Annotated in this window: 25 protein-coding genes and 1 riboswitch; of the genes, 16 read left to right on the forward strand and 9 right to left on the reverse strand. The window is 46.5% G+C overall.

What is annotated here, in order from left to right:
- Nucleotides 1–25: 25 nt before the first annotated feature.
- The 4 genes from ACSF8W_RS06905 to ACSF8W_RS06920 all read right to left on the reverse strand — a co-directional run bounded on the left by ACSF8W_RS06905 (nucleotide 26) and on the right by ACSF8W_RS06920 (nucleotide 4,057).
- Complete coding sequence (locus tag ACSF8W_RS06905; RefSeq protein WP_500846198.1) at nucleotides 26–1,420, reverse strand: sensor histidine kinase; 1,395 nt, start codon at nucleotides 1,418–1,420, stop codon at nucleotides 26–28.
- 103 nt (nucleotides 1,421–1,523) lie between these two features.
- A complete protein-coding gene (locus ACSF8W_RS06910) occupies nucleotides 1,524–2,333 on the reverse strand; it encodes a response regulator transcription factor (RefSeq protein ID WP_500846686.1) in 810 nt (269 codons plus the stop codon).
- Between the two features lie 284 nt (nucleotides 2,334–2,617).
- On the reverse strand, nucleotides 2,618–3,340 hold the full coding sequence (locus ACSF8W_RS06915; RefSeq protein ID WP_500846688.1) for a spondin domain-containing protein: 723 nt from the start codon (nucleotides 3,338–3,340) through the stop codon (nucleotides 2,618–2,620).
- A 33-nt stretch (nucleotides 3,341–3,373) separates the two neighbouring features.
- A complete protein-coding gene (locus ACSF8W_RS06920; RefSeq protein ID WP_500846200.1) occupies nucleotides 3,374–4,057 on the reverse strand; it encodes a spondin domain-containing protein in 684 nt (227 codons plus the stop codon).
- A 244-nt stretch (nucleotides 4,058–4,301) separates the two neighbouring features.
- Here ACSF8W_RS06920 and ACSF8W_RS06925 point away from each other — a divergent pair, with 244 nt between their 5' ends.
- Together ACSF8W_RS06925 and ACSF8W_RS06930 are read left to right on the forward strand one after the other, a co-directional pair.
- On the forward strand, nucleotides 4,302–4,517 hold the full coding sequence (locus ACSF8W_RS06925) for a TIGR02450 family Trp-rich protein (RefSeq protein ID WP_500846201.1): 216 nt from the start codon (nucleotides 4,302–4,304) through the stop codon (nucleotides 4,515–4,517).
- Nucleotides 4,518–4,688: 171 nt separating this feature from the next.
- Nucleotides 4,689–5,276, forward strand: a complete 588-nt coding sequence (locus ACSF8W_RS06930) for a GNAT family N-acetyltransferase (protein WP_500846202.1) — start codon at nucleotides 4,689–4,691, stop codon at nucleotides 5,274–5,276.
- Nucleotides 5,277–5,353: 77 nt separating this feature from the next.
- Here ACSF8W_RS06930 and ACSF8W_RS06935 read toward each other — a convergent pair whose 3' ends face one another.
- Nucleotides 5,354–6,901 carry a GNAT family N-acetyltransferase gene (locus tag ACSF8W_RS06935; RefSeq protein ID WP_500846690.1) on the reverse strand — a complete coding sequence of 516 codons (1,548 nt, stop codon included), beginning with the start codon at nucleotides 6,899–6,901 and terminating at the stop codon, nucleotides 5,354–5,356.
- A gap of 429 nt (nucleotides 6,902–7,330) precedes the next feature.
- Here ACSF8W_RS06935 and ACSF8W_RS06940 point away from each other — a divergent pair, with 429 nt between their 5' ends.
- Nucleotides 7,331–8,461, forward strand: coding sequence for an MCP four helix bundle domain-containing protein (locus tag ACSF8W_RS06940; protein ID WP_500846204.1), 1,131 nt, complete (start codon nucleotides 7,331–7,333; stop codon nucleotides 8,459–8,461).
- Nucleotides 8,462–8,978: 517 nt separating this feature from the next.
- A complete protein-coding gene (locus tag ACSF8W_RS06945; protein WP_500846692.1) occupies nucleotides 8,979–10,610 on the forward strand; it encodes a methyl-accepting chemotaxis protein in 1,632 nt (543 codons plus the stop codon).
- Between the two features lie 120 nt (nucleotides 10,611–10,730).
- On the opposite strand, the gene ACSF8W_RS06950 is transcribed toward ACSF8W_RS06945, so the two are convergent.
- Nucleotides 10,731–11,825 (reverse strand): NADH:flavin oxidoreductase, encoded by a 1,095-nt coding sequence (locus ACSF8W_RS06950; protein ID WP_500846205.1) that lies wholly within the window; start codon nucleotides 11,823–11,825, stop codon nucleotides 10,731–10,733.
- Nucleotides 11,826–12,096: 271 nt separating this feature from the next.
- Here ACSF8W_RS06950 and ACSF8W_RS06955 point away from each other — a divergent pair, with 271 nt between their 5' ends.
- The 11 genes from ACSF8W_RS06955 (at nucleotide 12,097) to ACSF8W_RS07005 (ending at nucleotide 18,642) form a co-directional block, all read left to right on the forward strand.
- Nucleotides 12,097–12,456, forward strand: coding sequence for a hypothetical protein (locus ACSF8W_RS06955; RefSeq protein ID WP_500846207.1), 360 nt, complete (start codon nucleotides 12,097–12,099; stop codon nucleotides 12,454–12,456).
- 172 nt (nucleotides 12,457–12,628) lie between these two features.
- Entirely contained in the window at nucleotides 12,629–13,636 is a 1,008-nt protein-coding gene (locus tag ACSF8W_RS06960) for a hypothetical protein (protein ID WP_500846208.1), read from the forward strand.
- Nucleotides 13,637–13,645: 9 nt separating this feature from the next.
- The gene (locus ACSF8W_RS06965) at nucleotides 13,646–14,020 is read left to right on the forward strand and encodes a hypothetical protein (RefSeq protein WP_500846209.1); all 375 of its coding nucleotides are present in this window, start codon (nucleotides 13,646–13,648) and stop codon (nucleotides 14,018–14,020) included.
- Between the two features lie 46 nt (nucleotides 14,021–14,066).
- Nucleotides 14,067–14,441: a hypothetical protein gene (locus ACSF8W_RS06970; RefSeq protein ID WP_500846211.1), complete on the forward strand. Its 375-nt coding sequence runs from the start codon at nucleotides 14,067–14,069 to the stop codon at nucleotides 14,439–14,441.
- Nucleotides 14,442–14,531: 90 nt separating this feature from the next.
- Nucleotides 14,532–14,978, forward strand: a complete 447-nt coding sequence (locus ACSF8W_RS06975; protein ID WP_500846213.1) for a hypothetical protein — start codon at nucleotides 14,532–14,534, stop codon at nucleotides 14,976–14,978.
- A gap of 125 nt (nucleotides 14,979–15,103) precedes the next feature.
- On the forward strand, nucleotides 15,104–15,463 hold the full coding sequence (locus tag ACSF8W_RS06980) for a hypothetical protein (RefSeq protein WP_500846214.1): 360 nt from the start codon (nucleotides 15,104–15,106) through the stop codon (nucleotides 15,461–15,463).
- Between the two features lie 218 nt (nucleotides 15,464–15,681).
- Nucleotides 15,682–16,197, forward strand: a complete 516-nt coding sequence (locus ACSF8W_RS06985) for a hypothetical protein (RefSeq protein ID WP_500846216.1) — start codon at nucleotides 15,682–15,684, stop codon at nucleotides 16,195–16,197.
- A gap of 177 nt (nucleotides 16,198–16,374) precedes the next feature.
- Nucleotides 16,375–16,635 carry a hypothetical protein gene (locus ACSF8W_RS06990; RefSeq protein WP_500846218.1) on the forward strand — a complete coding sequence of 87 codons (261 nt, stop codon included), beginning with the start codon at nucleotides 16,375–16,377 and terminating at the stop codon, nucleotides 16,633–16,635.
- Between the two features lie 26 nt (nucleotides 16,636–16,661).
- Nucleotides 16,662–17,027 (forward strand): hypothetical protein, encoded by a 366-nt coding sequence (locus ACSF8W_RS06995; protein WP_500846219.1) that lies wholly within the window; start codon nucleotides 16,662–16,664, stop codon nucleotides 17,025–17,027.
- 187 nt (nucleotides 17,028–17,214) lie between these two features.
- Entirely contained in the window at nucleotides 17,215–17,664 is a 450-nt protein-coding gene (locus ACSF8W_RS07000) for a hypothetical protein (RefSeq protein WP_500846221.1), read from the forward strand.
- A 126-nt stretch (nucleotides 17,665–17,790) separates the two neighbouring features.
- Complete coding sequence (locus ACSF8W_RS07005) at nucleotides 17,791–18,642, forward strand: GNAT family N-acetyltransferase (RefSeq protein ID WP_500846222.1); 852 nt, start codon at nucleotides 17,791–17,793, stop codon at nucleotides 18,640–18,642.
- Nucleotides 18,643–18,864: 222 nt separating this feature from the next.
- Here ACSF8W_RS07005 and ACSF8W_RS07010 read toward each other — a convergent pair whose 3' ends face one another.
- Both ACSF8W_RS07010 and ACSF8W_RS07015 read right to left on the reverse strand, forming a co-directional pair.
- Complete coding sequence (locus ACSF8W_RS07010) at nucleotides 18,865–19,866, reverse strand: GGGtGRT protein (RefSeq protein WP_500846224.1); 1,002 nt, start codon at nucleotides 19,864–19,866, stop codon at nucleotides 18,865–18,867.
- Between the two features lie 132 nt (nucleotides 19,867–19,998).
- The gene (locus ACSF8W_RS07015) at nucleotides 19,999–20,691 is read right to left on the reverse strand and encodes an iron-sulfur cluster assembly scaffold protein (protein WP_500846225.1); all 693 of its coding nucleotides are present in this window, start codon (nucleotides 20,689–20,691) and stop codon (nucleotides 19,999–20,001) included.
- A 139-nt stretch (nucleotides 20,692–20,830) separates the two neighbouring features.
- Nucleotides 20,831–20,896: riboswitch (Fluoride riboswitch) on the reverse strand.
- 324 nt (nucleotides 20,897–21,220) lie between these two features.
- Between ACSF8W_RS07015 and ACSF8W_RS07020 the strand changes: the two genes are divergently transcribed.
- A complete protein-coding gene (locus tag ACSF8W_RS07020; RefSeq protein WP_500846226.1) occupies nucleotides 21,221–21,607 on the forward strand; it encodes a hypothetical protein in 387 nt (128 codons plus the stop codon).
- Between the two features lie 145 nt (nucleotides 21,608–21,752).
- Here ACSF8W_RS07020 and ACSF8W_RS07025 read toward each other — a convergent pair whose 3' ends face one another.
- Nucleotides 21,753–22,280 carry a hypothetical protein gene (locus ACSF8W_RS07025; RefSeq protein WP_500846227.1) on the reverse strand — a complete coding sequence of 176 codons (528 nt, stop codon included), beginning with the start codon at nucleotides 22,278–22,280 and terminating at the stop codon, nucleotides 21,753–21,755.
- Nucleotides 22,281–22,613: the final 333 nt, after the last annotated feature.

The following is a 22,613-nucleotide window of genomic DNA, read 5'->3' on the forward strand; positions in this document are numbered from 1 at the left end:
TAGGACGGGCTGATAGGGGGGGTGATTAAGGCTGCAACGGCAGAATAAATGCTTGTTCAAATTGGGCATCATGTTGGCGTGTGGTGAGGTGACTGTGATGCAGCATCAGAATAGAACGAATGATTTTGGTACCAAGGCCTAAGCTGCCTGAGGGGGCGTGTGGGTCAACGGCATTCAATAACTGCACCGCATAGCCATTGGCGTGAGGCTGTACGCGCAGTTCAATTCGGCTGCGTGGTGGGGCGTGACGAATGGCGTTATCAAACAAGTTGGCAAACAAGCGCACGAGCAATTGTGGGTCAGCCACCAAGGTATCCTCGGGCGGCAACGTGAAGGTTAACTGCAAGGCTTTTTTCGCGGCTTGCGGGCGAACGCTGGCATGTACATCGTCAATGACGTCACGAAGTTTAATGGAATGAAACGCCACCGTGGGGGTTGGGGTGGCTGCACGTGCCAGTGTCATTTGCTGTTGCAGTAAATCGGCCAGTTTCTGCGCATTTTTTTGTGCCGTCAGGATCAAGGGATCAGCCGGTTGGTGTTGCAGCGTCCATGTTTCCAAATACCCCATAATGCTGGACAGCGGGGTTTTTAAATCATGGCTTAATTGCATCAGCAGATCGCGCCGTTGTTGCTCTTGTTGCTGCAGTTGCAAAAACTGCTGAGAAAGGGTTTGTGCCATGCGATAAAACTGCTGGGTGATGGGGGTGAGTTCCGGCACTTGCACCGTGAACGTGCGGGGTAACAGAAAATCGTGTTCGGCTTGCTGTTGCAGTTGCTGCGTAATGTGTTCGATCGGGCGTAATAATGTGGTGGTGACCAGCACATACAGACTTAGGCTTAATCCCCCGATGAGGGCGATGGCGAGTAATAACAGCAGGGGAGAAAAGGGAAACAGGGCTTGCCACGCATCTTGGGCGAGCAGGGAATGTTGTTCGCTGCCTATGACGACATATAAATAGCCCAGTGTCTGCGGCCCATCAGTGTGTTGATTGTCGAGAATTGGCGCGACGGAAAAGACGGTTTTTTTATCGGGATGTCGCGGATCATCCCCTAAAATAGGAAACGGTGCGCCGGCTAAAAATTGCTGAATAGGGGCGATATCGATCTGCGCGGCGATGTTGCGTCCCGCGGGTGCCGCATGACTTTGAACGCGGCCGGTGTGATCGAGAAAATAAATTTCAAAATCAGGGCCGAGCAACATCAACGTATGAAAAATCGCTTTTAATGCCTTGGGATTGTAATCATGCCCAATCATTAATGGGCTGTCATCACGCATATGCAGTGCAAGATCGCGATGCAGCGATTGTTGAGTGCGTTGCTCGATGGTGGTGTGTTGATAGTAAAACAAGGATCCCAGTACCAACACGGAAAAGATAAACCAGCCGCATGTCAGCAATACCAAACGTAACTTGAAATTCATGGTTCACGTCCTCTGTTCGTGTCTGGTGCGGCACTGTATTGTTTGTGTTTGTGTTTGTGTTTGTGTTTGTTTTGTGCAGAGATTGAGTGAATGGTGATCGACCTTACGCCTCAAATTTATATCCCACCCCCCATACGGTGTGAATGTATGGGTGATCGTTTCCTGTCGGGGCGAGCTTGGTGCGCAAGCGGCTGATAGTGCTGCATACTGTGTGATGGTAGCCAGCAAAGTCGGTTTGCCATACCTGCTGCAGTAATTCATCTTTGCTATATACCCGACCTGGGCGGCGTGCCATGAAGTGCAGCAAGGTAAACTCCGTCGCGGTTAAGGCGATGGTTTGCTCATTGAGTGCAACATGATGGCGATTTGGCGTTATGATCAGCCCATCAAACATCAGCACGTCTTCTTCTGCAGCATCTGCTTTTTTGGTTTGTTCTGCGCCTGCCTGCTGCTCGCGGATGTCCGGCCTGTTGGCACTTGAAGGTACATCAGTGTTTAAGCGAGTCTCTCCCTCGTCTGGCGCGGCGGGTCGTTGTGTCGCGTGCTGGCGACGCAAGAGTGATCGTACACGAGCCTGAAACTCCAAGACACTGAACGGTTTAGTGAGGTAATCATCCGCGCCGGATTCTAACCCATCCACTTTATCGCGTTCCGTATCGCGCGCGGTTAAGATCAATACGGGAAGCCAAGGGTCCTGTAACGTAAAGTGTTCAGCGCGTAATTGCTGGCACAACGTTAGGCCATCACCGTCTGCTAAACCGCGATCTAACACCAACAAGTCAAATGCGGTTTGTGCGAGCAAATGTTGCGCTTCCTTTAAATCGACAGCGCGCATCACATCGTGTCCTTGAAAGGCGAGGTGCATGCTGATCAACTCCGCGAGATCGCTATCGTCTTCCACCATTAAAATCATACTGGGGGCTACCTGTGTTGTGGACGAGTGCTTGCTGACCGATGAGTTCGGTGGGGCAGAAGTGAGCGATGATTGAGGCATAACGGCGTATCCAAACGTTGTGAATGGGCCTGCTGTGGCAGAGCGTACTCCTCACAACAGACCGACACGGCCGTTTTTTCTTTCACTGCTGGCGCATTTTTGCGTGTTTACCTCGAGAATTACTTCGGTAGTCGCACAGTCCATTAACCCGACAGACATGCTACCCACGCCCCCTTTATCTTTCCCGAGGACAACCCAACGGTTTACTCCACGCGCATAATACGCAGGCTGGCAGCGGGGTTTAAAAAGCGGTGATTGGCTGACAGCGCAGAGTCGGCGAGGCCATCATCTTGGCTGATCACCCCTGGATGGAAACTCACCCGATCATTGGCTTCACGGGCAGCATTAAAGCCTTCCCCGCCCCCCGCCGGGCCCGGAATGGAGGCGGCGGACTCACTGTTGTCTTCGGTTCCGGCATCCCAGACCGGCAATGACACAGTGACGGAGTCACCGATCTGTAAGGTACTTAAATCCGGCGATCGCTCACTGACGAAAGCATCGTTGGTATTCACTAACATGCTGGCGACGGTGAAGTAGGTCGGCATGTCGAGCGGCACGGTGACGGTGAATTGTTCACGATTCGCCGGGGCAATAACACCTGAACCACTGTAGCTAGCAAGAATGGCGGTGTTCGCGTCTTTTTCTGCCAAGACGTCGCTGTTATCGCCGCTCTCTGCCAGTTGTTCCAGTGCAAGCGAAGCGGGCTGCCCCACATCAAATAAGCGGTATTCAGCGTGATGGGCAAGCAGCGCAACCGGTGATAAGGGTTGGTTCGCTGTTACATTGGTAACATCGACAATAAAGCGGGCCTCAGTCGTCGGTGTGGGTGCATCGCCAACAGGGGAAACACCGTTGTCATCGTCGTCATTCGGGCAACCGGCCAACAGCAAGACGGACAGGGCGGTGAAGCAAGCGCGGTATGTCATCGTATGCAATTTTTTCATGTGCGAGTCCCTCCCTTATTTCACTGTTATCGTCACAACCGCCACAGGGTTGAGCCAACGGTAGCGGGTACTGTCAATATCACTGCGTCCGCCTGCCGGATCGGTATCCCCTAAATTACCGGGGTGAATATGCACGGTATTATTGGTCACCGCCGTTTCTACCCCCGTACCGCCAGCACCAAAGGTAATAAACGGAGGATTGGGCATGCTGGCGGCCAATTCATCATTGGCTTCGGTACCGGCGTCATAGCCGTTCAAACGTACGGTGTAAGTCCCTGCAGTGTTGGGAATGGGCCAACTGTCTAATCCAACAAACCCGTCATTGGTGGGCAGTAACATGGCCGTGATAGATAAATGTGTGGCATCACCGGTTGATAGGCTGGCGGTAGTTGATGCGCCAGGGTTTAAAATACCGCCCGCAGGGTTTTCGCTGTTAATCGCACCGGCATTGCTGGCGAGAGAGGCCAAGCCTGCAATATCCCCACCTTCCGCCATGGCCTCCAACTCAGGCGTTGCCGCTTCCCCGCTGCGGAATAAAGAGACGGAAGAGGCATGGGCGCTGATCAATAATGGCGTAAAGAAAATTTGTTTGGTGGCATTGGTGATGGTGATATCCAACTCCGCGGCGTGAGTGGGCAGGCTGGTGGCAAGGCCAGAAAGGAGAGTGGCGGCTGCCAAGGTGCAAACGGTGTTTTTCATAAGGGTGTCCGTCTCGTCATGAATGATGTATTGATCATGGCGAACAAATCTTGCAAGACGCTCCAAAAAGTCTCACAAATTTCTCACAACGGCGAAGCCGAGAGCACATCACCGGAAGGAATACGGTATACGATGAATACACCCTCGTGATCCCATGGTAATCTGTTTTCGTACTTTGTTGAGACGTTGTCTTTGTGACGTGTTATCGCAAGGAACCTGTTAACAGCACAACCAGGAGGTCACGATGAATCGCATCCATCCTAAAGCCTTATACGGCAGCAAATGGACCAAAACGCAGATTGAGGGTAAAGAGCGGCATTTTATGGTGATTGATGTTGAATTTGATGAACACCAAAAAGTGACGCGCTGTCTGATTCAAGCCGTGATCAATCATCGTTTTTTCCCCATTGATTGGCGTGAACTGAAAAACCAAGAAAATTGGATCATGGGTTGGAAATAACCCTGTCATGCTCTCCTCAGCAGCCTTTGGTGCGCTGGGGAGATCGTAATCATTGCCTCGATTTTCCTTTTGGCGATTTTCTCTTTGTCTTCATTTTGTCGTAAATCTTCAATGCACCGCAGAGGCATGCGTATATACTCTCGTCCACAATAACGATGAGAACGATCCACAATGAATAATTTTGATGCACTCCGCCAAGGCCATGCGATTTCTCTGACTGACAATTACAACATGGCGTTGATCCGCTCTGCTGATATGGCCGACATTTTAGTGATGCTGGATAATCCAAACGTTGCGAAGTATCTTTTCTTTGCCCCTGCACCAGAAGCGCTTTACCACGGTTTCTTTGGTCCCATCATTGACGATACCGAAAAGGCGATTGCCGAAGATCGTTGGCCAGAGCACCCAACCGTCATCATCCGTGATCAGCAAGGCCGTTACATGGGCATGGGCGGGTTGGCACAAGTCATGCTGTTACCTGGTAACATGGAAGTAGGCTACCAATTGCCGGAGCATGCATGGGGTAAAGGCATTGCGACCGCGATTTGCCGTACGCTCACACAGTTGGCCTTTACGACGTTGGGCGTGCACAAACTGACAGCAGATTGCTATGGACAAAATGTGGGATCGTACAAGACGATGGAAAAATGCGGTTTCCGTGCAGAAGGGCGTTTGACCGGTTACTACAAAGTGGAAGATGGTGCTGATGACCGTTTGTTCTATGGTATGACAGCGGCTGAATTTTCCAATCAGCAATAAGCCAGTCAACAAGACGCTAATACCGTACTCACGACATAATAAAGAGACAGGGCGAATCGATGATTCGCCCTGTTTTTTTATGCTTGATCTGGTTCTATTTTTGGCTGTGTGAAACCGCCATACAGATCCATGCGACGATGACGTAAGTTCGTCACAGAGCCTTCCGTATTGAGCTCTTTTAGCTTGCTGAGATCCACATCCGCAAAAATAATCATCTCAGTATTCGGGCTGGCTTCGGTGAGTGTCGCATCGTGCGGGAAGTAAATGTCTGACGGAGAGAAGACGGCCGACTGGGCATACTGAATATCCACATTGTCGACACGCGGTAAATTACCGACACTGCCGCCAATAGCCACATAACATTCGTTTTCAATGGCACGGGCTTGCGAGCAGAGCCGCACACGCAGGTAGCCATTTTTGGTGTCAGTCCAGAATGGCACAAACAGAATTTGCACGCCTTGTTCTGCCATGATGCGGCCTAATTCCGGGAATTCAGAGTCATAACAGATCAAAATGCCCACGCGGCCGGCATCGGTTTCAAATACCTTGACCTCATTACCGCCGTCAATCACCCAGTCTTTCACTTCATGCGGAGTAATGTGGATTTTGTATTGGGCGTTGATTTCACCGTCACGCTGCAACAAATAGGAGACGTTGAAGAGTTTTCCGTCTTCAATCACCGGCATACTGCCTGCAATGATATTGATGTTGTACGTGACGGCCATTTGCGAGAAACGTTGTTTAATTTCCTCACTGAAACTGGCAAGAAAGCGAATCGCTTCCACGGAGTTATGTTCGTTATTCAGCCCCATTAACGGCGCATTAAAAAATTCGGGGAACAGCGCAAAGTCAGCTTTGTATTTTGACAGTGAAGAGATGAAAAATTCCGCTTGGTCGAGGAAGTCTTCCAAATCGTTCATTGCGCGCATTTGCCATTGTACCACGCCAATGCGAACCAAATTTTTCTCGACATCGTGAATAGACTGCACGTCTTCTTCGTAGAAGAAGTTATCCCATTCCAATAACGTGGCGTAGCCATTCGACGCGTTATCTTCCGGAAGATACCCCCTCATGATGCGTTTCACGTCAAAGTCATTGGCGAGCTGGAACGACAGGATCGGATCATGCAATTCACGGCGTTTTACTTTATCGATGTAATCGGGCACCGAAAGGGTGTCGGCGTGCAGGTGGTAATGAGGAATGCGTCCACCGGCTAAAATGGCCTTAAAGTTGTGGGTTCGACATAGCTCTTTACGGGCGTCATACAAGCGTCGACCTAAGCGTAAGCCTCGGTAATCCGGATGTACAAAGACGTCCAAGCCGTACATGGCATCCCCGGTCACCTCATTCTGAATCACATTATTTTCATTGATAATATCGGTGTAAAGATGCGGGAGAGAGAAGCGGTTATAGTTCACTTTAATGGTTAACGCTGCCCCGACGATTTTACCGTTGTATTCAATGCAGACCTGCCCATCGGGAAACTGGTGGATCAAATCCATGATGGTCAAGCGAGGCCATGCTCCACCCACATCATGAAAGACCAAATTCATGAGTTCAGAGAGTTCTTGGTAGTCGGTGGGTTCGATGGTGCGTAAAGAAAGTTTCGGTGAGTTATCGTCCATTTTAACTTTGTCCATATTACAAACTATGGAAAAGAATGCCACAAGCACGTTGAAGTTAGTATATCGGGCTGTCACATTTTGGTTACATGCGATCTTCTGCGGAGATACGGATGCGGAAGGGAAGAGAGGATGAGCCATGTTTTTGACACTGAGAGCGTGTATTTATCTCTCTTTATTCTTATTATTTTAATTTTTTGCGAATGATTGAATAAAACGCAAATAGTTATGGGGAAGTAAAGGTGTGTTCTATAATGCCATGATGACACATAGCAATCGGTTGCTATTGGCGGTGGATGAAGCAGGATGGCTTTATGCTCTGTGGTAACGGTTAAACTTTTCGTCTATAAGGTATAAAACGACATTTTATATTGTTTATAAATATGTTTATGTGTACATTCCTGACTTCATTTTAACTTGTTGTTTCCTCTCATGTTTAAACATCTCCCGGTTGGCAAGAAAATAGCGTCGATTTTTGCTTGTATTATTGCTTTGTTAATTGCGGTTGCTTTCCTTATCAAAGCTGAAATTGACCTGGTTAGAAACGAAATTGTTAACTTAACCGATTCAACGTTACCGAGTGTGTCACAAGTTGAGGCGTTACGTTATGAGTTGGCGACGATTCGAACGGGAGAGTACGCCATTTTGACGTATGAAGATGAGCGTCAAATGTACGAGCGTATTGAGCGTATCGATCGACAAATGCTGATGGTGAATCAGATGTTGATTGACTATAACGCAACGGTTGTGACGAAACATGAACAACAAGTGTTTGACCGTTTCATGCAAAACTGGGAAGTGTATGAAAATGTGCTGATACGTTACAACCATTTATTGAATAATGGAAAACGCAGTGAAGCACGCGAGATATTGTCTAAGTCATTGGATATTCACCGCGCGCTTGATGAAAGTTTGAGCGATTTACGTGATTTGAACTTGAGCTTTGTGCAGAATAACCGAATCAGCATTATTCAAAGTGTTGATGCAATGTTGTGCCTTGCTATTGGTTCCATTCTTATTCTCGCGGTATTCATGATTGTCATGAATATTGTGTTGAGCCGTAGTATTTGCAGACCGTTAAACATGGTGATTGCACAATCTAATGCGATTGCATCGGGGAATTTAACTTATCATTTTGCCCGCGAGCGAATCGGTAATGATGAGCTCGGGCAGCTCGCTGATTCCAGCATTAAAATGCAAAAAGATTTGCGCGTATTGATTGAAGATATTTCAATGACCGTCACTCAGCTTTCTTCAGCTATCGCGAAGGTTAATACTGTTTCGCCGGGACAGTCTGAAGGGGCAAATACGCAAGGCGTTGAGTTAGTTCACGCAGTGATGAAGCCGACGGCGGATATACCCGAGCCAAAAGCCAATGTGAGTGATGAGCAGGGGTCAATAACGGAAGCAATAACGGAAGCGTTGCCGGACAGTGCCACACGTATGGATGCTTCTTCAACAGAAGTGGCACAGGGCGTGAACCCTGCTACGCAAGCGTGTGATGAGTTAACGCAGGTTGCGAACAGCTTACAGCAGAAGATGAAACGATTCCGCTTGTTGTAAGTGCGGTTTTGTCTGTGAGATGAAGTCCTCTTAAAAGAAAACGAGACAGATAAGAAGGCCAGCATTATGCTGGCCTTCTTGCGTTTATACGCCATGCATACATTGCAAGTCTGCATGGCTCGTTAAGTCGCAACGTATGATAATTATCATGGCTACAAAGGAGTGACAGTGTTTTGACGCAATACCGTGACAAGCTATCAATAAATATACCCAAACAGAATGCTGTTATTATTTGTCAATCACAGCGTTAACATTAAGTTGTTAATTAACGCTTGGCTTTAATTTATATTTATTTATGTGTTTAAATATAAGCATAATTTATTATTATTGTTTTGATTCAATAGTGACACATAGCAATCGGTTGCCATTTTAATATTTTGGTAATTGTGAGGTGATGATATGTGACTGGTTTCTATCTAAATGATTTTTATAGGATTAATTGATGATTTGTATTGTTTGTATGCGGGGTTATGTGTAAATTTCCGGTCATAGACCTCTTTTATTTTTCAAGTTTATTATCATGTTTAAAGATCTTTCTATTGGAAAGAAAATAGCGTCAATTTTTAGTTGTATTTCTCTTCTTCTTATTTCGTTTGCATTTTTTATTCAAGCTGAAATTGATACCGTTAAAACGGAAGTGGTGAATTTAACAGATTCAACCGTACCCAGTATGCTACAAGTTGAGGATATGCGTTATGAATTGTCTTATATCCGCCGTGTGCAGTATGCGATCCTAACGTATGAAGATATTGAAAGAGCCCGCCAGCGTATCGAACGGGCGAGTCGACAAATCCAGAATGTGGAAAAGATGTTCGACGCCTACGGTGCGACGGTCGCATCAAATAGCGAGAGGCAAGTCTTTGATCGCTTGATGCGTAATTGGGAAGCGTATAAGCGTTCTCTCAATGGCTATAGTCAGGGAATACAAGACGGTGATATGGCGCAAGCACGCGCTGTACTGGCCCAGTCGCTGGATGAATATAACAGTATCGATGACAGCATTAATGCGTTGCGCGAGATGAATCTGGGGTTTGTAAAGAATAACCAGAGTAGCATTCTTGAGAGTGTGAATACGATGCGTTTTTTGGCCATCGGTGCCATTGCCGCCATTACCGCCTTTATGATTGTGATGACGGTGTATTTGACGCGTCAAATTTGTCGTCCGTTGAATCTGATCATGGCACAGTCAAGCGCGATTGCGGCGGGTAATTTAGCGTATGCGCTAGATCGTACGCAAATAGGTAATGATGAACTCGGCCAGTTGGCGGATTCCAGTATGCAAATGCAGCAGGATTTACGTCGTTTGATTGAAGATATCATTGCGGCGGTAACCCAGCTGGGTTCCGCTGTGGAAGAAGTCAGTGCGGTGGCGGCACAGACATCTGCGGGTATGGATAGCCAGCAAGCGGAAATCACGACAGTGGCGACAGCGATGGATCAAATGCGTGCCACAGTCGCGGAAGTCGCGAGTAACACGGAAAATGCGTCTGCATCAGCGACGGATGCAAATCAGGAAGCGCAGCAAGGGGCTGTGGAAGTTAGCCAAACCATTTTGCAAATTCAGCGCGCATCAGAAGAAATTGAAAATGCAGGCAATTTGGTGGCTGAACTTGAAAAAGAATCGAACCATATTAGCATGGTGGTGGATGTGATCCGTGACATTGCAGAGCAGACCAATTTGCTGGCTTTGAATGCGGCCATTGAAGCGGCGCGCGCCGGCGAGCAAGGACGAGGGTTTGCCGTGGTAGCGGATGAAGTGCGTACCTTAGCAGGGCGTACTCAGCATTCGACGGGAGAGATCATCAGCATTATTGAGAAGCTGCAGAAAAGTGCAAATGACGCCCGTGCGGCAACAAATGAGAGTTGTGCTTTGATTCAAGCCTGTGTGAGTCAAAGCCATGGTACGGGCGAGAAAATTCACTCTATTGAAACCACGGTGAGCCAAATTGCTGATATGAGTGTGCAAATTGCCAGTGCGTGTAGCGAGCAAGATTCGGTGACGGAAGATCTGCAACGCAGCGTGACGCGCATTAATGCCTCTTCAACAGAGGTGGCACAAGGGGCGAACCATACCACGCAATCGTGCCATGAGCTCACGCAGCTTGCGAACAGTTTGCAGCAGAAGATGCAGCAGTTCCGCCTGATGTAATGTGTGCGTTTTGAGCGAGTTAAAACACAACGCGTATCTACAAAGAAACAAGGCCAGTCATTGACTGGCCTTGTTGTTTTTCGTGTGCTGTAAGCAACCGTCGATAGCATACGCGGGGGCTTATTTACGCTTTTTATATACCACGCAGAAGTTGCCGCGCTTGGTGCGACACTTCGAGCAACGCTCACAGTCGACTGGGGCGTGTTGGCCTTCTTTCCAACGCTTAATGAGGTGCGGTTCCGCCAATAGTGGGCGAGATAACGCAAAGTATTGAATGTTGGTGGTGTTTGCCAGTGACTCAATGGCAGCTAAATCGCTCAGGCCACCGACGGTGATCACTGGGATTTGAATATCTTGGCTGATCACTGCGCCATATTCGTGGAAGTAACCTTCCGCCTGTAGTGTGTGGCCATCAAACTGCTCACCCACCATGGTGCTGGCGTTACCGTGAATGTTACCGGACATCACGATGCCATCAACACCCAAGGTTTCAAGGTGCTTACAAATCTCACGGGTTTCTTCAAACGTCAGGCCGCCATCGAAAAACTCCGAGGCCGTGAGTTTAACCAGAATAGGGAAATCATCGCCCACTAATGCACGGATCGCGGTGACGATCTCCACCAAAAAGCGCATGCGGTTTTCCAGGCTGCCACCGTACTGATCATCACGACGGTTGTAGTATGGGCTCAGGAACTGGTTGATCAGGTAGGTGTGTGCGGCATGAATTTCCACGCCATCAAAACCGGATTCTTTCGCACGGCGACTTGCTAGTGCAAAGGCATCGACAATGTAGTCGATCTCGGCGATGGTCATGGCTTTACCTTGCGTTTGTGTACCGCGTTCCGGTACCTCGCTTGGAGCGAAGATCACGCGCTCACCCACATTGTAGGTTGTTTTCGTGCCGCCATAGGCCAACTGCATGACAATTTTTGCATCATGGGCGTGTACACGCTCAGTCAGGATTTTGTATTCATCGATGAAAGAATCGTTGTACATCCCCATCATGCCTGCATTGGGTTTTTCTTCTTCCACAATGTTGGCATAACCGGTCACGATCAGGCCGAGTTCGCCCTGTGCCAGTTCTTCATAGATGTCATACAGCTTTTCTGTCATGTGGCCCGTTTCGGTGGCCATGTTTTCCCACGTTGCGCTGCGCATAAAGCGGTTTTTTAGCGTCATGTTGCCGATACGGCTTTCTGAAAACAAAGTACTCAAGTCCAATCCTCTTAATATCGCGTGTTTCGCTCGTGCCACAGGCAAATGAGCAGCGGGCAAGCGTATAGAGAACCTGCGGGCAATTCCTTAATCTGGATTAAGGTAGTGAGAGAAATATCAATGAATTTGTATGATAAAGCGTGACAACACTCGAAAAGGCTTTTTATCTTCTGTGATAGCGTAAGGATGTCGCTTTTCAGCCAGTGAGTCAGCCTGTAAAAGAGCTTGTAAACGGGTAATGATGGGATTGGTATATCAAAAAGAGGGATGCATGATGATGGGTTCAGAAACCGCGCATATTTTGTCGCACTTATGGATGAGTACCCTTGTGCTGGGTGTCGTGATTTACCTGGTATTTGACTACGTCACCGTAAGGCGACTGGAAGGGTACTTTCATCAACACAGTACTCCGCAAGTTGTGCCCGATGGGTTGGGGGTGTACACGGTGTATTATGCCATCGCCCTTGCTTTCCATACTGTACGCCTGAGTCGTCATGATTATCCGTTTATTCCGGTTAATGAAACCCGCCGACTGGCAACGGCAACCGATAAGTTTCTTGCTACGCTCTTTACCGCTAATTTTGCGCTGTGTATGGGGTTGTTGGTGATTATCTCATTACTGACTAACTAGGAATGAGATTGACGTTTCGCTTTGCATAACAGTGAGCTTTCTCACGCTAAGCCATGTATGTTATCTCTGTTATGCAATTTTATTGAAACTCTCATCGAGAATGACTTTTTTATCGTCCAACGTAAAAACGTCTCATGATATAAGGCATTATCTGAAAAATTAGGGTTCTAATATGTCCGCACAAATTTACCTATGTAATCGTCCTATGAAAGTCTGCAATGTACATGGGGTTGATGAGAAAAGTTTTCTTGAAGATAATCCACACCTATCATCAGGTAGGGTTTATGCGGGTACGCCATACATAGTTCGTGACGCATTATCAGATGTACCATCATTGCAAATGCAAAGAGATGTCAAATCATTGCTCAATCTTCCACCGGTACAAAGAAAAAATTTATCAGGGTTAAATCAGCATTTAGGTAGTGATTTATTGTTGGGACTGGCTGAATTCTATGAAACTGAACTTTTTCCAGCCTCTCAGAAGTTAAATCAATGGGTGAATAATGAAAAGGTAAATCTAGCTGGTGCAGGTGTGACATTATTGGGTGCTCGTGATTCTAGATTTATTGAAGCATTAAAGAGTTATGAAAAATCATTGGAGACAGTGAGAACTGCGTCAAAGAATGGATTACCAAAATTTCAACTTGTAAAATTAGAAAATGAAGCAAGAGAATTATATCGAAAGCTACAAGTTGTCTTTAAACAGGAGCTTGAAAAATTCTCTTTAAAAAATAAATCAAAAAAAGGAACTGCGATTACTAATGTTGAAAGAGGAATACGTCTTGCGAAATCCTCTCGTACATCTGCACCAATTCAAGTGAGTAATAGCAAAGAAATAAGTCGCCTTAAAGCGGTTTCTTCTGGGTTGAAGTATGGTGGTAGAGCTGTCGTAGCGTATGATGCTTATAATCGGAGTAATATGGTGATTGATGATTATAAGGCCGGTCGAGATTGGAAGAGAACGGCTGCTGTACAAGGAGCTGGTTTTGGGGCCAGTGTATATCTTGGTGGGATAGCAGCAAAATCAGTGACTACAGCTGCAATTACAATTGGTTTGACTGCGACACCTGTTGGATGGGTAATTGCTATTGGAATTGGGATCACTGCAACATATTTTGTGGCTACTCAGATAGACAAAAAGACCCAATCATATGTTGGTAATTTCTATGATGGCCTCTGAGCATTAATTTTGATTGTTGGAGATTTTGTTTTGGTTGGTGATAATGTCATTGAGCTTATGAATCATATATTGTTTGGTTGTCTGATTTTTTCTATGTTCATGGCTGTCTTGTTTTATTTTATTACGGTGAGGCGTATTGAAAAACAGTTTTTAATAGAAGGGATTACAAGGCCTGATTGGGATGGCATTGGTCTAAGAATCCCTGGTTATGCAATTATTATTTTATGTGACACTCAGAGATTGAATGACAAAAATTATCCATTGCTACCTGTGACTGAGACACGGAGATTAGTAACGAAAATAGATCGCTTACTTGCGTTTTTATTTTATTTTAGTGCTGTATTGTGTGTTGTGATATTGGTTGTTCTTTTTATGTATGAGTGAGTTGATAAGTTTTATGTCTGACTATTTTTAAAACAGGTAATATCTAATGATAAATGACGATATTGCAATTTTACTTGTTGTAATATGGGGCGTAGGCGTCGTTTTTGGAATCAGTCAGGCTATTGTGTTTTATTTTACAACCATTAGACGGTTAGAAAAAAAATTCAAGCAAGAAGGTATTGAACGTATTGATTGGGACGGGATTGGGATGCGAATTCCGGGCTACGCGATGATATTATGTCTTTCTCCTAAAAGAATTAATGACAATAATTATTCGTTACTTCCGGTAAGTGCGACCCGACGACTCGCTACGCGTACAGACCGATTAATGGCGAAGATTTTTTATATCAATTTTTTTATCTGTCTTATTCTTTTGTTTGTAATAACCCTGTTCACGGATTTCGTTGAAACTTATTCTTGAAAACGGGGTGTGATGTAGCGGTTTAGTCGCTTTTTCTTATTCTATTAGCTACACATAGTGGTGAGTGTATCGCTTTAATGGACTAAAACCATGACCACAGAAACACAAGGACTTGAAACCGAATGGTTGTTACTGCAAAACCAGTTTGATGAGTATGAAAAATCTTCACTGGTGATCAAATTAGTGAGTGTCATCGTGTTGTGCGCGTTTTATTGGCTCAATAGCGTCACGGCCTTTGCTGTTATGATTTTACTCATTTTGTGGCTGCAAGATGCTATTTGGAAAACCTTTCAATCACGCATAACGCCACGGTTACTCATGCTTGAGCAAGCAATACGTGCCGAGCAAACCTTTGAGCCGACAGCAACAAATGATCACGCCATGTTGCCCTGCCAATTCAATAACCAATACGCCCTGTCTCGCTCGTGCCACAGGCAAATGAGCAGCGGGCAAGCGTATAGAGAACCTGCGGGCAATTCCTTAATCTGGATTAAGGTAGTGAGAGAAATATCAATGAATTTGTATGATAAAGCGTGACAACACTCGAAAAGGCTTTTTATCTTCTGTGATAGCGTAAAGATGTCGCCTTTCAGTAAGTCAGATAGCCGGAAAAAGCGCTTGTGATGGGTAATGAGGGGATCGGTATAGCAAAAGAGGGATGCATGATGATGGGTTCAGAAACCGCGCATATTTTGTCGCACTTATGGATGAGCACCCTTGTGCTGGGTGTCGTGATTTACCTGGTATTTGACTACGTCACCGTAAGGCGACTGGAAGGGTACTTTCATCAACACAGTACTCCGCAAGTTGTGCCCGATGGGTTGGGGTTGTACACGGTGTATTATGCCATCGCCCTTGCTTTCCATACTGTACGCCTGAGTCGTCATGATTATCCGTTTATTCCGGTTAATGAAACCCGACGATTGGCAACGGCAACCGATAAGTTCCTTGCCACGCTATTCACCGCCAATTTTGCGCTGTGCATGGGGTTGTTGGTGGTTATCTCATTACTGACTAACTAGGAATGAGATTGACGTTTCGCTTTGCATAACAGTGAGCTTTCTCACGCTAAGCCATGTATGTTATCTCTGTTATGCAAATTTATTAAAACTCTCATCGAGAATAACTTTTTTATCGCCCAATGTGAAAACGTCTCATGGTATAAGGCATTATCTGAAATATTAGGGTTCTAATATGTCCGCACAAATTTACCTATGTAATCGTCCTATGAAAACCTGCAATGTACATGGTGGATGAAAAAAGTTTTCTTGACGATAATCCACATTTGTCATCAGGTAGGGTTTATGCGGGTACGCCATATATTGTGCGTGATGCATTGCCTGATGTTCCGTCGCTACAAATGCAGAGAGATGTAAAATCATTGCTGACTCTTCCTCCTGCTCAAAGAAGAAACTTATCCCAGTTGAATCAACAGCTAGGCAGTGATTTGTTGTCAGGATTGGCTGAGTTCTATGAAACTGAACTTTTTCCAGCCTCTCAGAAGTTAAATCAATGGGTGAATAATGAAAAGGTAAATCTAGCTGGAGCTACATTACTAGCTGCACAAGAGTCAAGATTTATTATTGCAATGAAAGAATATGAAAAATCATTGGTTGCCGTTAGGGATGCGGTAAAAAACAAATTACCAAAGTTTCATGTTTCTAAATTGGAAGTTGAGGCTAAAGTTCGTCACAAGTATCTTCAAAGAGTTTTTAAGCAGGAGCTTAATTACTCAACAAATAAAGTCAAATCATAAAAAGGGACTGCTTTATCAAATTCACAGCGAGGAATCCATCTTGCGAAATCATCTCGAACAGATGCACCAATAACTATTAGTAACAGCAAAGAAATAGCCCGTTTAAAGTACCTCTCTGCGGGGCTAAAATATGGTGGGCGTGCTGTGGTCGCATATGACGCATATAATCGAGGGAATATGATTGTAAATGATTATAAATCAGGACGAGATTGGAAAAGAACAGCTGTAGTGCAAAGTGGAGGTTTTGGTGCAAGCTTAGGGAGCGGATTGATCACAGCGAAAGCAGTTACAGGCTTAGCTTTAACTGTGGGTTTAACAGCAACTCCCATTGGTTGGGTTATTGCTATAGGAATTGGTTTAACTGCTACATATTTTGTGGCAACAAATGCGGATAAATTTGCCCAGAATACTTTAGGCAATGCATACGATTCACTATAAGGTTTTTCATTTCCATAGAGTATATTATGTTGAGTAATGAAGTGACTTTTCTTGCTGTTGTGATTTGTAGCGTTTGTTTCATTATAGGTTTTGTTAACTATACCGCTTTTTATTTTACTACAGTAAGGCGATTAGAGAAAAAATTTAGAGAAGAAGGTATAGAACGTCCAGATTGGGATGGTATAGGTATGCGTGTTCCTGGATACGCTATGATTTTATTTTTTAATAATCATCGAATCAATGATGTTAGCTATCCATTGTTGCCAGTGAGCGCGACAAGGAGATTAGCCTCGACCTATGATAGGGTGATGGCATTTATCATGTTCATTAATTTTTTTGTTGGTGTAATGTTATTGATTTTTCTTAGTGTTTTTACCAATTATTTAGATTGATTCGTTTCTTGTCACGTTCTTTATTTGTCTCATTCTGTTGTTTGTAATAACCTTGTTCACGGTTTTCGTTGAAATCTACTCTTGAAACTTATTCTTGAAAACGGGGTGTGATGTAGCGGTTTAGTCGCTTTTTTGGGTTCTGTTGTCTACACATAGTGGTGAGTGTATCGCTTTAATGGACTAAACCATGACCACAAAAACACAAGGACTTGAAGCCGAATGGCTGTTATTGCAAAACCAGTTTGACGCGTATGAAAAATCTTCACTGGTGATCAAATTAGTGAGTGTCATCGTGTTGTGCGCGTTTTATTGGCTCAATAGCGTCACGGCCTTTGCTGTTATGATTTTACTCATTTTGTGGCTGCAAGATGCTATTTGGAAAACCTTTCAATCACGCATAACGCCACGGTTACTCATGCTTGAGCAAGCAATACGTGCCGAGCAAACCTTTGAGCCGACAGCAACAGATGATCACGCCATGTTGCCCTGCCAATTCAATAGCCAATACAGCCTGTCTCGTCCGAGTCAAATGGGCTTAATCAAAGAATACGTTCTACAAGCGCTGCGGCCGACCGTTGCTTTTCCGCATTGTGTGCTGGTGACGATCGCAATCATGATATTCGTCGTAGCAGCGTGAGTGTAACGCAATAAAGCCGAGGTAGTTCTGCACACTAGCCCGATAAAAGAGTTTGGACACACTTCACAGCGATATACAGAGGGATGGCATTTCATTGTCTACCCTTAGCGTATATAAGGAGAAAGTATGTCTAATAATAATTATCATATTGAAACAATGACCCGTGACGCCTTGCTGCAGGCTATCGACTGGGCGGCGGAAGAAGGCTGGAACCCCGGGATACGTGATCTCAACACGTTTTATTCTGCTGATCCGAATGGCTTTCTCATGGGCTATCTGGATGACGAGCCCATTGCGTCATTGTCGGTGGTGAAGTACGACACACATTTTGGCTTTCTGGGCTTTTATATTGTGAAACCGGCATATCGCGGCAAGGGATATGGCTTGGCGTTATGGCAAGCGGGGTTAGCGTACTTGAAAGGCTGCAACATTGGTCTTGATGGGGTGGTTGAACAGCAGCCGAATTACCAGAAATCGGGCTTTCAGTTAGCGTACAACAATATTCGCTTTGAAGGCCTAGGGGGCGGTCGACCACCAAGCAGTTCGGCGCTGGTGCCGTTGGATAGGGTCCCTTTTAATGATATCGAGCGTTACGACCGACAGTGCTTTCCGGTGGCGCGAACGGCTTTTTTGCGTAAATGGTTAATGCAACCGGGGTCGATTGCCTTAGGTATTCAGCAACGGGGTCAGCTAGCCGGATATGGCGTCGTACGTCCGTGCCGTAACGGCTTTAAGATCGGCCCGTTGTTTGCCAATGACGCATTGCAAGCGGAGGTGCTCTTTCTGGCGTTGAAATCCCATGTGCCGGCGAGTCGACCTGTGTTTCTTGATGTGTCGGAAGTGAATGGGGCTGCGCTGGCGTTAGCAGAAAAATACCGCATGACACCGGTATTTTCGACCGCGCGGATGTACACCGGTGATGCACCGAAGATTGCTCTTGATCGTATCTTCGGGGTAACAACGTTTGAATTGGGTTAATGCGGGTTAATGCGGGCTAATACGTGATGACACTGGGTTATTGAGTGCCTCATGGCCAAGGGATGGGTGAGCGAGTGTGATACTCAAATCAGTGCTTATCCGTAGAGATATAAGAAAAAACACCGACCGTCAGAAGTGCAATGGCGGTCGGTGCACACTCACACTGGAGTGTAAACTTCAAGCAAGAAGCAAGGAAACAGCATTCAAAATCAACACAGACGGCTAGCGCGCTGCCTGTTCAATGGCGACAGCAACGGCCACCGTGGCACCGACCATTGGGTTGTTGCCCATGCCAATTAATCCCATCATTTCTACGTGCGCGGGCACAGAAGAGGAACCAGCAAATTGCGCGTCAGAGTGCATGCGTCCCATGGTATCGGTCATCCCGTAAGATGCAGGGCCTGCAGCCACATTGTCAGGGTGTAAGGTACGGCCCGTACCGCCGCCTGAGGCGACAGAAAAATACGCCATCCCTTGTTCGAGACGCTCTTTTTTGTACGTACCGGCCACTGGGTGCTGGAAGCGGGTTGGGTTGGTGGAGTTACCGGTAATGGAAATATCCACCCCTTCTTTGTGCATAATGGCCACACCTTCGCGCACGTCATCGGCGCCGTAGCAATTGATCTCACCGCGTGGGCCTTGAGAGAAACGGCGTTCTTCGACCACGTTTAAGGCGCCAGTGTCATAGTCAAACTGCGTTTGTACATAGTTAAAACCGTTAATGCGGGCGATAAGGTAAGCGGCATCTTTGCCCAAGCCATTTAAGATCACGCGCAGTGGTTGTTGACGGACTTTATTGGCATTCAGCGCAATTTTGATGGCGCCTTCCGCTGCCGCGTACGATTCGTGACCCGCAAGAAAACAAAAACACTGGGTGTCATCACTGAGCAGACGTGCGCCTAAGCGGCCGTGGCCCAAACCCACCTGACGTTGATCGGCGACGGAGCCGGGAATGCAAAAGGCTTGCAGCCCTTGGCCGAGGTATTCTGCGGCTTGCGCAGCGGTGGTGGCTTGTTCTTTCAGTGCAATTGCCGCGCCCAAGACATACGCCCATGCGGCGTTTTCAAAGGCGATGGGCTGGGTTTCTTTCACGATGTCGTACGGGTTAACGTTGTATGATTGGCAGTAGGTGAGTGCGTCTTCGAGTGATGCAAATCCATACTGGTCTAATACGGGGGTAATTTGTGCAATACGGCGGTCGTAACTTTCAAATAGTGCAGCCATGATGAAATCCTCAATCAATCTTAATCTTGGTGTCGCGCAATGCGTGTAAATACCGAATGCCGAGTATTAAATATCGAATACTGGCCTACGTAGGTTGCGTGGTGATACTGCGTGTGTGGCGTTGTGACAGCGTCACTCGTGACGAGGATCGATCGTACGCACTGCTTCATCAAACCGACCGTATTGGCCTTTCGCCTCTGCCATGGCTTGTTCGGCAGGTACGCCTTTGCCGATGGCTTCCATCATTTTTCCAAGATTCACAAATTGATAGCCGATGATTTCATCGTGATCATCTAAGGCTAATTGGGTGATATACCCTTCGGCCATTTCCATGTAACGCGGCCCTTTGGCTCGGGTGCCATAGTGTGTACCGACCTGACTGCGCAGCCCTTTGCCTAAATCTTCCAACCCTGCGCCAATCGGCAAGCCATCTAATGAGAAGGCGGTTTGGGTTCGGCCATATACATACTGTAAGAAGATTTCACGCATGGCAACGTTGATGGCATCGCACACCAAGTCAGTGTTGAGGGCTTCCAGAATGGTTTTACCGGTGATCAGTTCAGACGCCATCGCGGCGGAGTGAGTCATGCCAGAGCAGCCAATGGTTTCAATAAGGGCTTCTTCGATAATGCCGTTTTTCACATTTAAGGTGAGTTTAGCTGCACCTTGCTGTGGGGCGCATGTGCCGACACCGTGGCTGACACCTGAAATAGCAATGACATCTTTGGGATTAACCCAACGGCCTTCAACGGGAATAGGGGAAGACGCATGTTGCGGTCCACGTTGCAGGGTGCACATGTTTTGAACTTCACTGGAATATTGCATTGCTCTTTCTCACAGTTTACGGGAAACGGATAGTGAACAATGAATGGGGGAGGATAATGAAAACTAACAACATCGCACAGGTGTGCGTAACCGTTCGCCCATGTAGGGGGCGAACCGTTATCCTCGGCCATTCATGCCGCTGTTGTTAGACGTCATCATCCCAAAAGAGGGCGGTTAAAGGAGGAACATCATCTCCCAGCACGGGCTGTCAGGTCGTAAGCAGCCAAGCTATGAACACCGTGTTAATCACTGTGCTCTGGTATTTACTATACACGCAATAATCCGTCATGCGCCCTCAAATATTGCCAATCCTTGATTGCAATTTTGATGAATAGCGGAGGATGACGGAAAAAAGCGCGGGTGAGATGTAAGGAAATGTAACGGCTCAGATCGGCCATTCAATCACTTAGCACCCGTTATTCATATTTCCACACAGGCTGACAGTTTGCTGATGGAAAACTGACATTAATCGAACATTGTTTCTCGAGTAAATACGTAACCTTTTAGCATAAACGTTCGGAGAAACACGATGCAGCAGAATAAAAATCAAAATATCGTCACGGCAGTACGACCGCGTTTGACGTGGAAAAAACGTGCGATGAGCCATGTGATGGTCTTGGTTGTGGCATTAATGGGGATGATGACGCCTGCGATAGCAGAGGCACATCGTCATGGCGGTCACAAGCACCATAAGCACAAACACCACCATAAACATCATCACCACCATCATCATTATAAAAAAAGACATAAACATGTCGTGGTCGTGAAAGAGCGTCATCACCATTATCACAAGAGTCGTTTACCGGAAATCGCGACATTTGCGATCATCGCGGGGGCGACATACGCCATTATCGATAATCATTACTACAAGCGTCGTGGTGAGAATTATGAATACGTGGCTAAGCCAAACCGATAAACACAGCGGTGGCTGTCTATTTTCGTATTTATGTTCATGCCGCCGCACTTACCGCAAACACAAACAGCCTGTCATGACCTGACAGGCTGTTTGTGTCTCTGGGTCGCCATGCTATTAGATTAAGATGGGCATGACGTTTTCGGGCTTACCGGAACAGGTCACTGCTGCAGGTAGGCATCGCGTCCTGGCCTGAATAGTAAGCCGCATTCCAAAATAGCGAACCTTGTGGCGAGGTAATGTAGAAAAACTCCCCGTTGCGTAATTGGCATGATTGGTACTGATAGTTAGCCAGCGCGTTCGGGTTGCCTATCATGCCAATAGCGGTAGATGCATCCGCTTGGCGATCTAACTGATAAAACACAGGCTGTTTCTGATTAGACGCCGCTTGTTGCTGGCTTGCTAGCGTTTGGCACTGTGGGCTGTCTTTACTGATCACGGTGGTGCGTTGCGGTTGGTGCGTGCGCATGTCGACGAAATGAATAGTATCTCCTGCGCTTAGGGTGGCGTTGTTAACGGCAAAGCATTGGCCCGCGATCCAGCCGATGTGGCTTTTTGTATTCGTGAGCAACGGACTTTGTGCCGCGCTTTTGGGGCTGCTTTGGCATCCTGCCAGTGTCAGTGTGCCGATCAAGGCAGCAAGGGTTAACGTGTTGTGCTGAGAAAACGTAAACATGATCCTACCGTTCTATAAAAAATATGAGCGTGTGTTGGGCGGTAACAAAATAGGGAAGGGAGGCAGATCGTGTATTGGAAAGGCATCGTATATAAAGTCAGTAACAGTTTGTTGCTATTATCGTTTTTATGGTGGCTTGCAGGCTGATTCTTAGGGAATTTACGGATTCGTTAACGCTAATCGGTGTCAGCGTAAACTTGTCCTCATTCAATCTACCCGCATTCAATCTGTCTGCATCAAGCCGCGAGCAGCATGCATGATTCGAATTGCGGTGCGAATACCATCAGTGGGAGAGTGCGATCTACCCCTTGTTATAATGAATATGAGGTCTGC

Source organism: Photobacterium sp. 270122K, from assembly GCF_059941365.1.

Coding starts and splice junctions, on each gene's coding strand:
- ACSF8W_RS06905 (WP_500846198.1), bottom strand. CDS start 1,420: ATGAATTTCAAGTTACGTTTGGTATTGCTGACATGCGGCTGGTTTATC.
- ACSF8W_RS06910 (WP_500846686.1), bottom strand. CDS start 2,333: ATGATTTTAATGGTGGAAGACGATAGCGATCTCGCGGAGTTGATCAGC.
- ACSF8W_RS06915 (WP_500846688.1), bottom strand. CDS start 3,340: ATGACATACCGCGCTTGCTTCACCGCCCTGTCCGTCTTGCTGTTGGCC.
- ACSF8W_RS06920 (WP_500846200.1), bottom strand. CDS start 4,057: ATGAAAAACACCGTTTGCACCTTGGCAGCCGCCACTCTCCTTTCTGGC.
- ACSF8W_RS06925 (WP_500846201.1), top strand. CDS start 4,302: ATGAATCGCATCCATCCTAAAGCCTTATACGGCAGCAAATGGACCAAA.
- ACSF8W_RS06930 (WP_500846202.1), top strand. CDS start 4,689: ATGAATAATTTTGATGCACTCCGCCAAGGCCATGCGATTTCTCTGACT.
- ACSF8W_RS06935 (WP_500846690.1), bottom strand. CDS start 6,901: ATGGACGATAACTCACCGAAACTTTCTTTACGCACCATCGAACCCACC.
- ACSF8W_RS06940 (WP_500846204.1), top strand. CDS start 7,331: ATGTTTAAACATCTCCCGGTTGGCAAGAAAATAGCGTCGATTTTTGCT.
- ACSF8W_RS06955 (WP_500846207.1), top strand. CDS start 12,097: ATGATGATGGGTTCAGAAACCGCGCATATTTTGTCGCACTTATGGATG.
- ACSF8W_RS06960 (WP_500846208.1), top strand. CDS start 12,629: ATGTCCGCACAAATTTACCTATGTAATCGTCCTATGAAAGTCTGCAAT.
- ACSF8W_RS06970 (WP_500846211.1), top strand. CDS start 14,067: ATGATAAATGACGATATTGCAATTTTACTTGTTGTAATATGGGGCGTA.
- ACSF8W_RS06975 (WP_500846213.1), top strand. CDS start 14,532: ATGACCACAGAAACACAAGGACTTGAAACCGAATGGTTGTTACTGCAA.
- ACSF8W_RS06980 (WP_500846214.1), top strand. CDS start 15,104: ATGATGATGGGTTCAGAAACCGCGCATATTTTGTCGCACTTATGGATG.
- ACSF8W_RS06985 (WP_500846216.1), top strand. CDS start 15,682: ATGTACATGGTGGATGAAAAAAGTTTTCTTGACGATAATCCACATTTG.
- ACSF8W_RS06990 (WP_500846218.1), top strand. CDS start 16,375: ATGATTGTAAATGATTATAAATCAGGACGAGATTGGAAAAGAACAGCT.
- ACSF8W_RS06995 (WP_500846219.1), top strand. CDS start 16,662: ATGTTGAGTAATGAAGTGACTTTTCTTGCTGTTGTGATTTGTAGCGTT.
- ACSF8W_RS07000 (WP_500846221.1), top strand. CDS start 17,215: ATGACCACAAAAACACAAGGACTTGAAGCCGAATGGCTGTTATTGCAA.
- ACSF8W_RS07005 (WP_500846222.1), top strand. CDS start 17,791: ATGTCTAATAATAATTATCATATTGAAACAATGACCCGTGACGCCTTG.
- ACSF8W_RS07010 (WP_500846224.1), bottom strand. CDS start 19,866: ATGGCTGCACTATTTGAAAGTTACGACCGCCGTATTGCACAAATTACC.
- ACSF8W_RS07015 (WP_500846225.1), bottom strand. CDS start 20,691: ATGCAATATTCCAGTGAAGTTCAAAACATGTGCACCCTGCAACGTGGA.
- ACSF8W_RS07020 (WP_500846226.1), top strand. CDS start 21,221: ATGCAGCAGAATAAAAATCAAAATATCGTCACGGCAGTACGACCGCGT.
- ACSF8W_RS07025 (WP_500846227.1), bottom strand. CDS start 22,280: ATGTTTACGTTTTCTCAGCACAACACGTTAACCCTTGCTGCCTTGATC.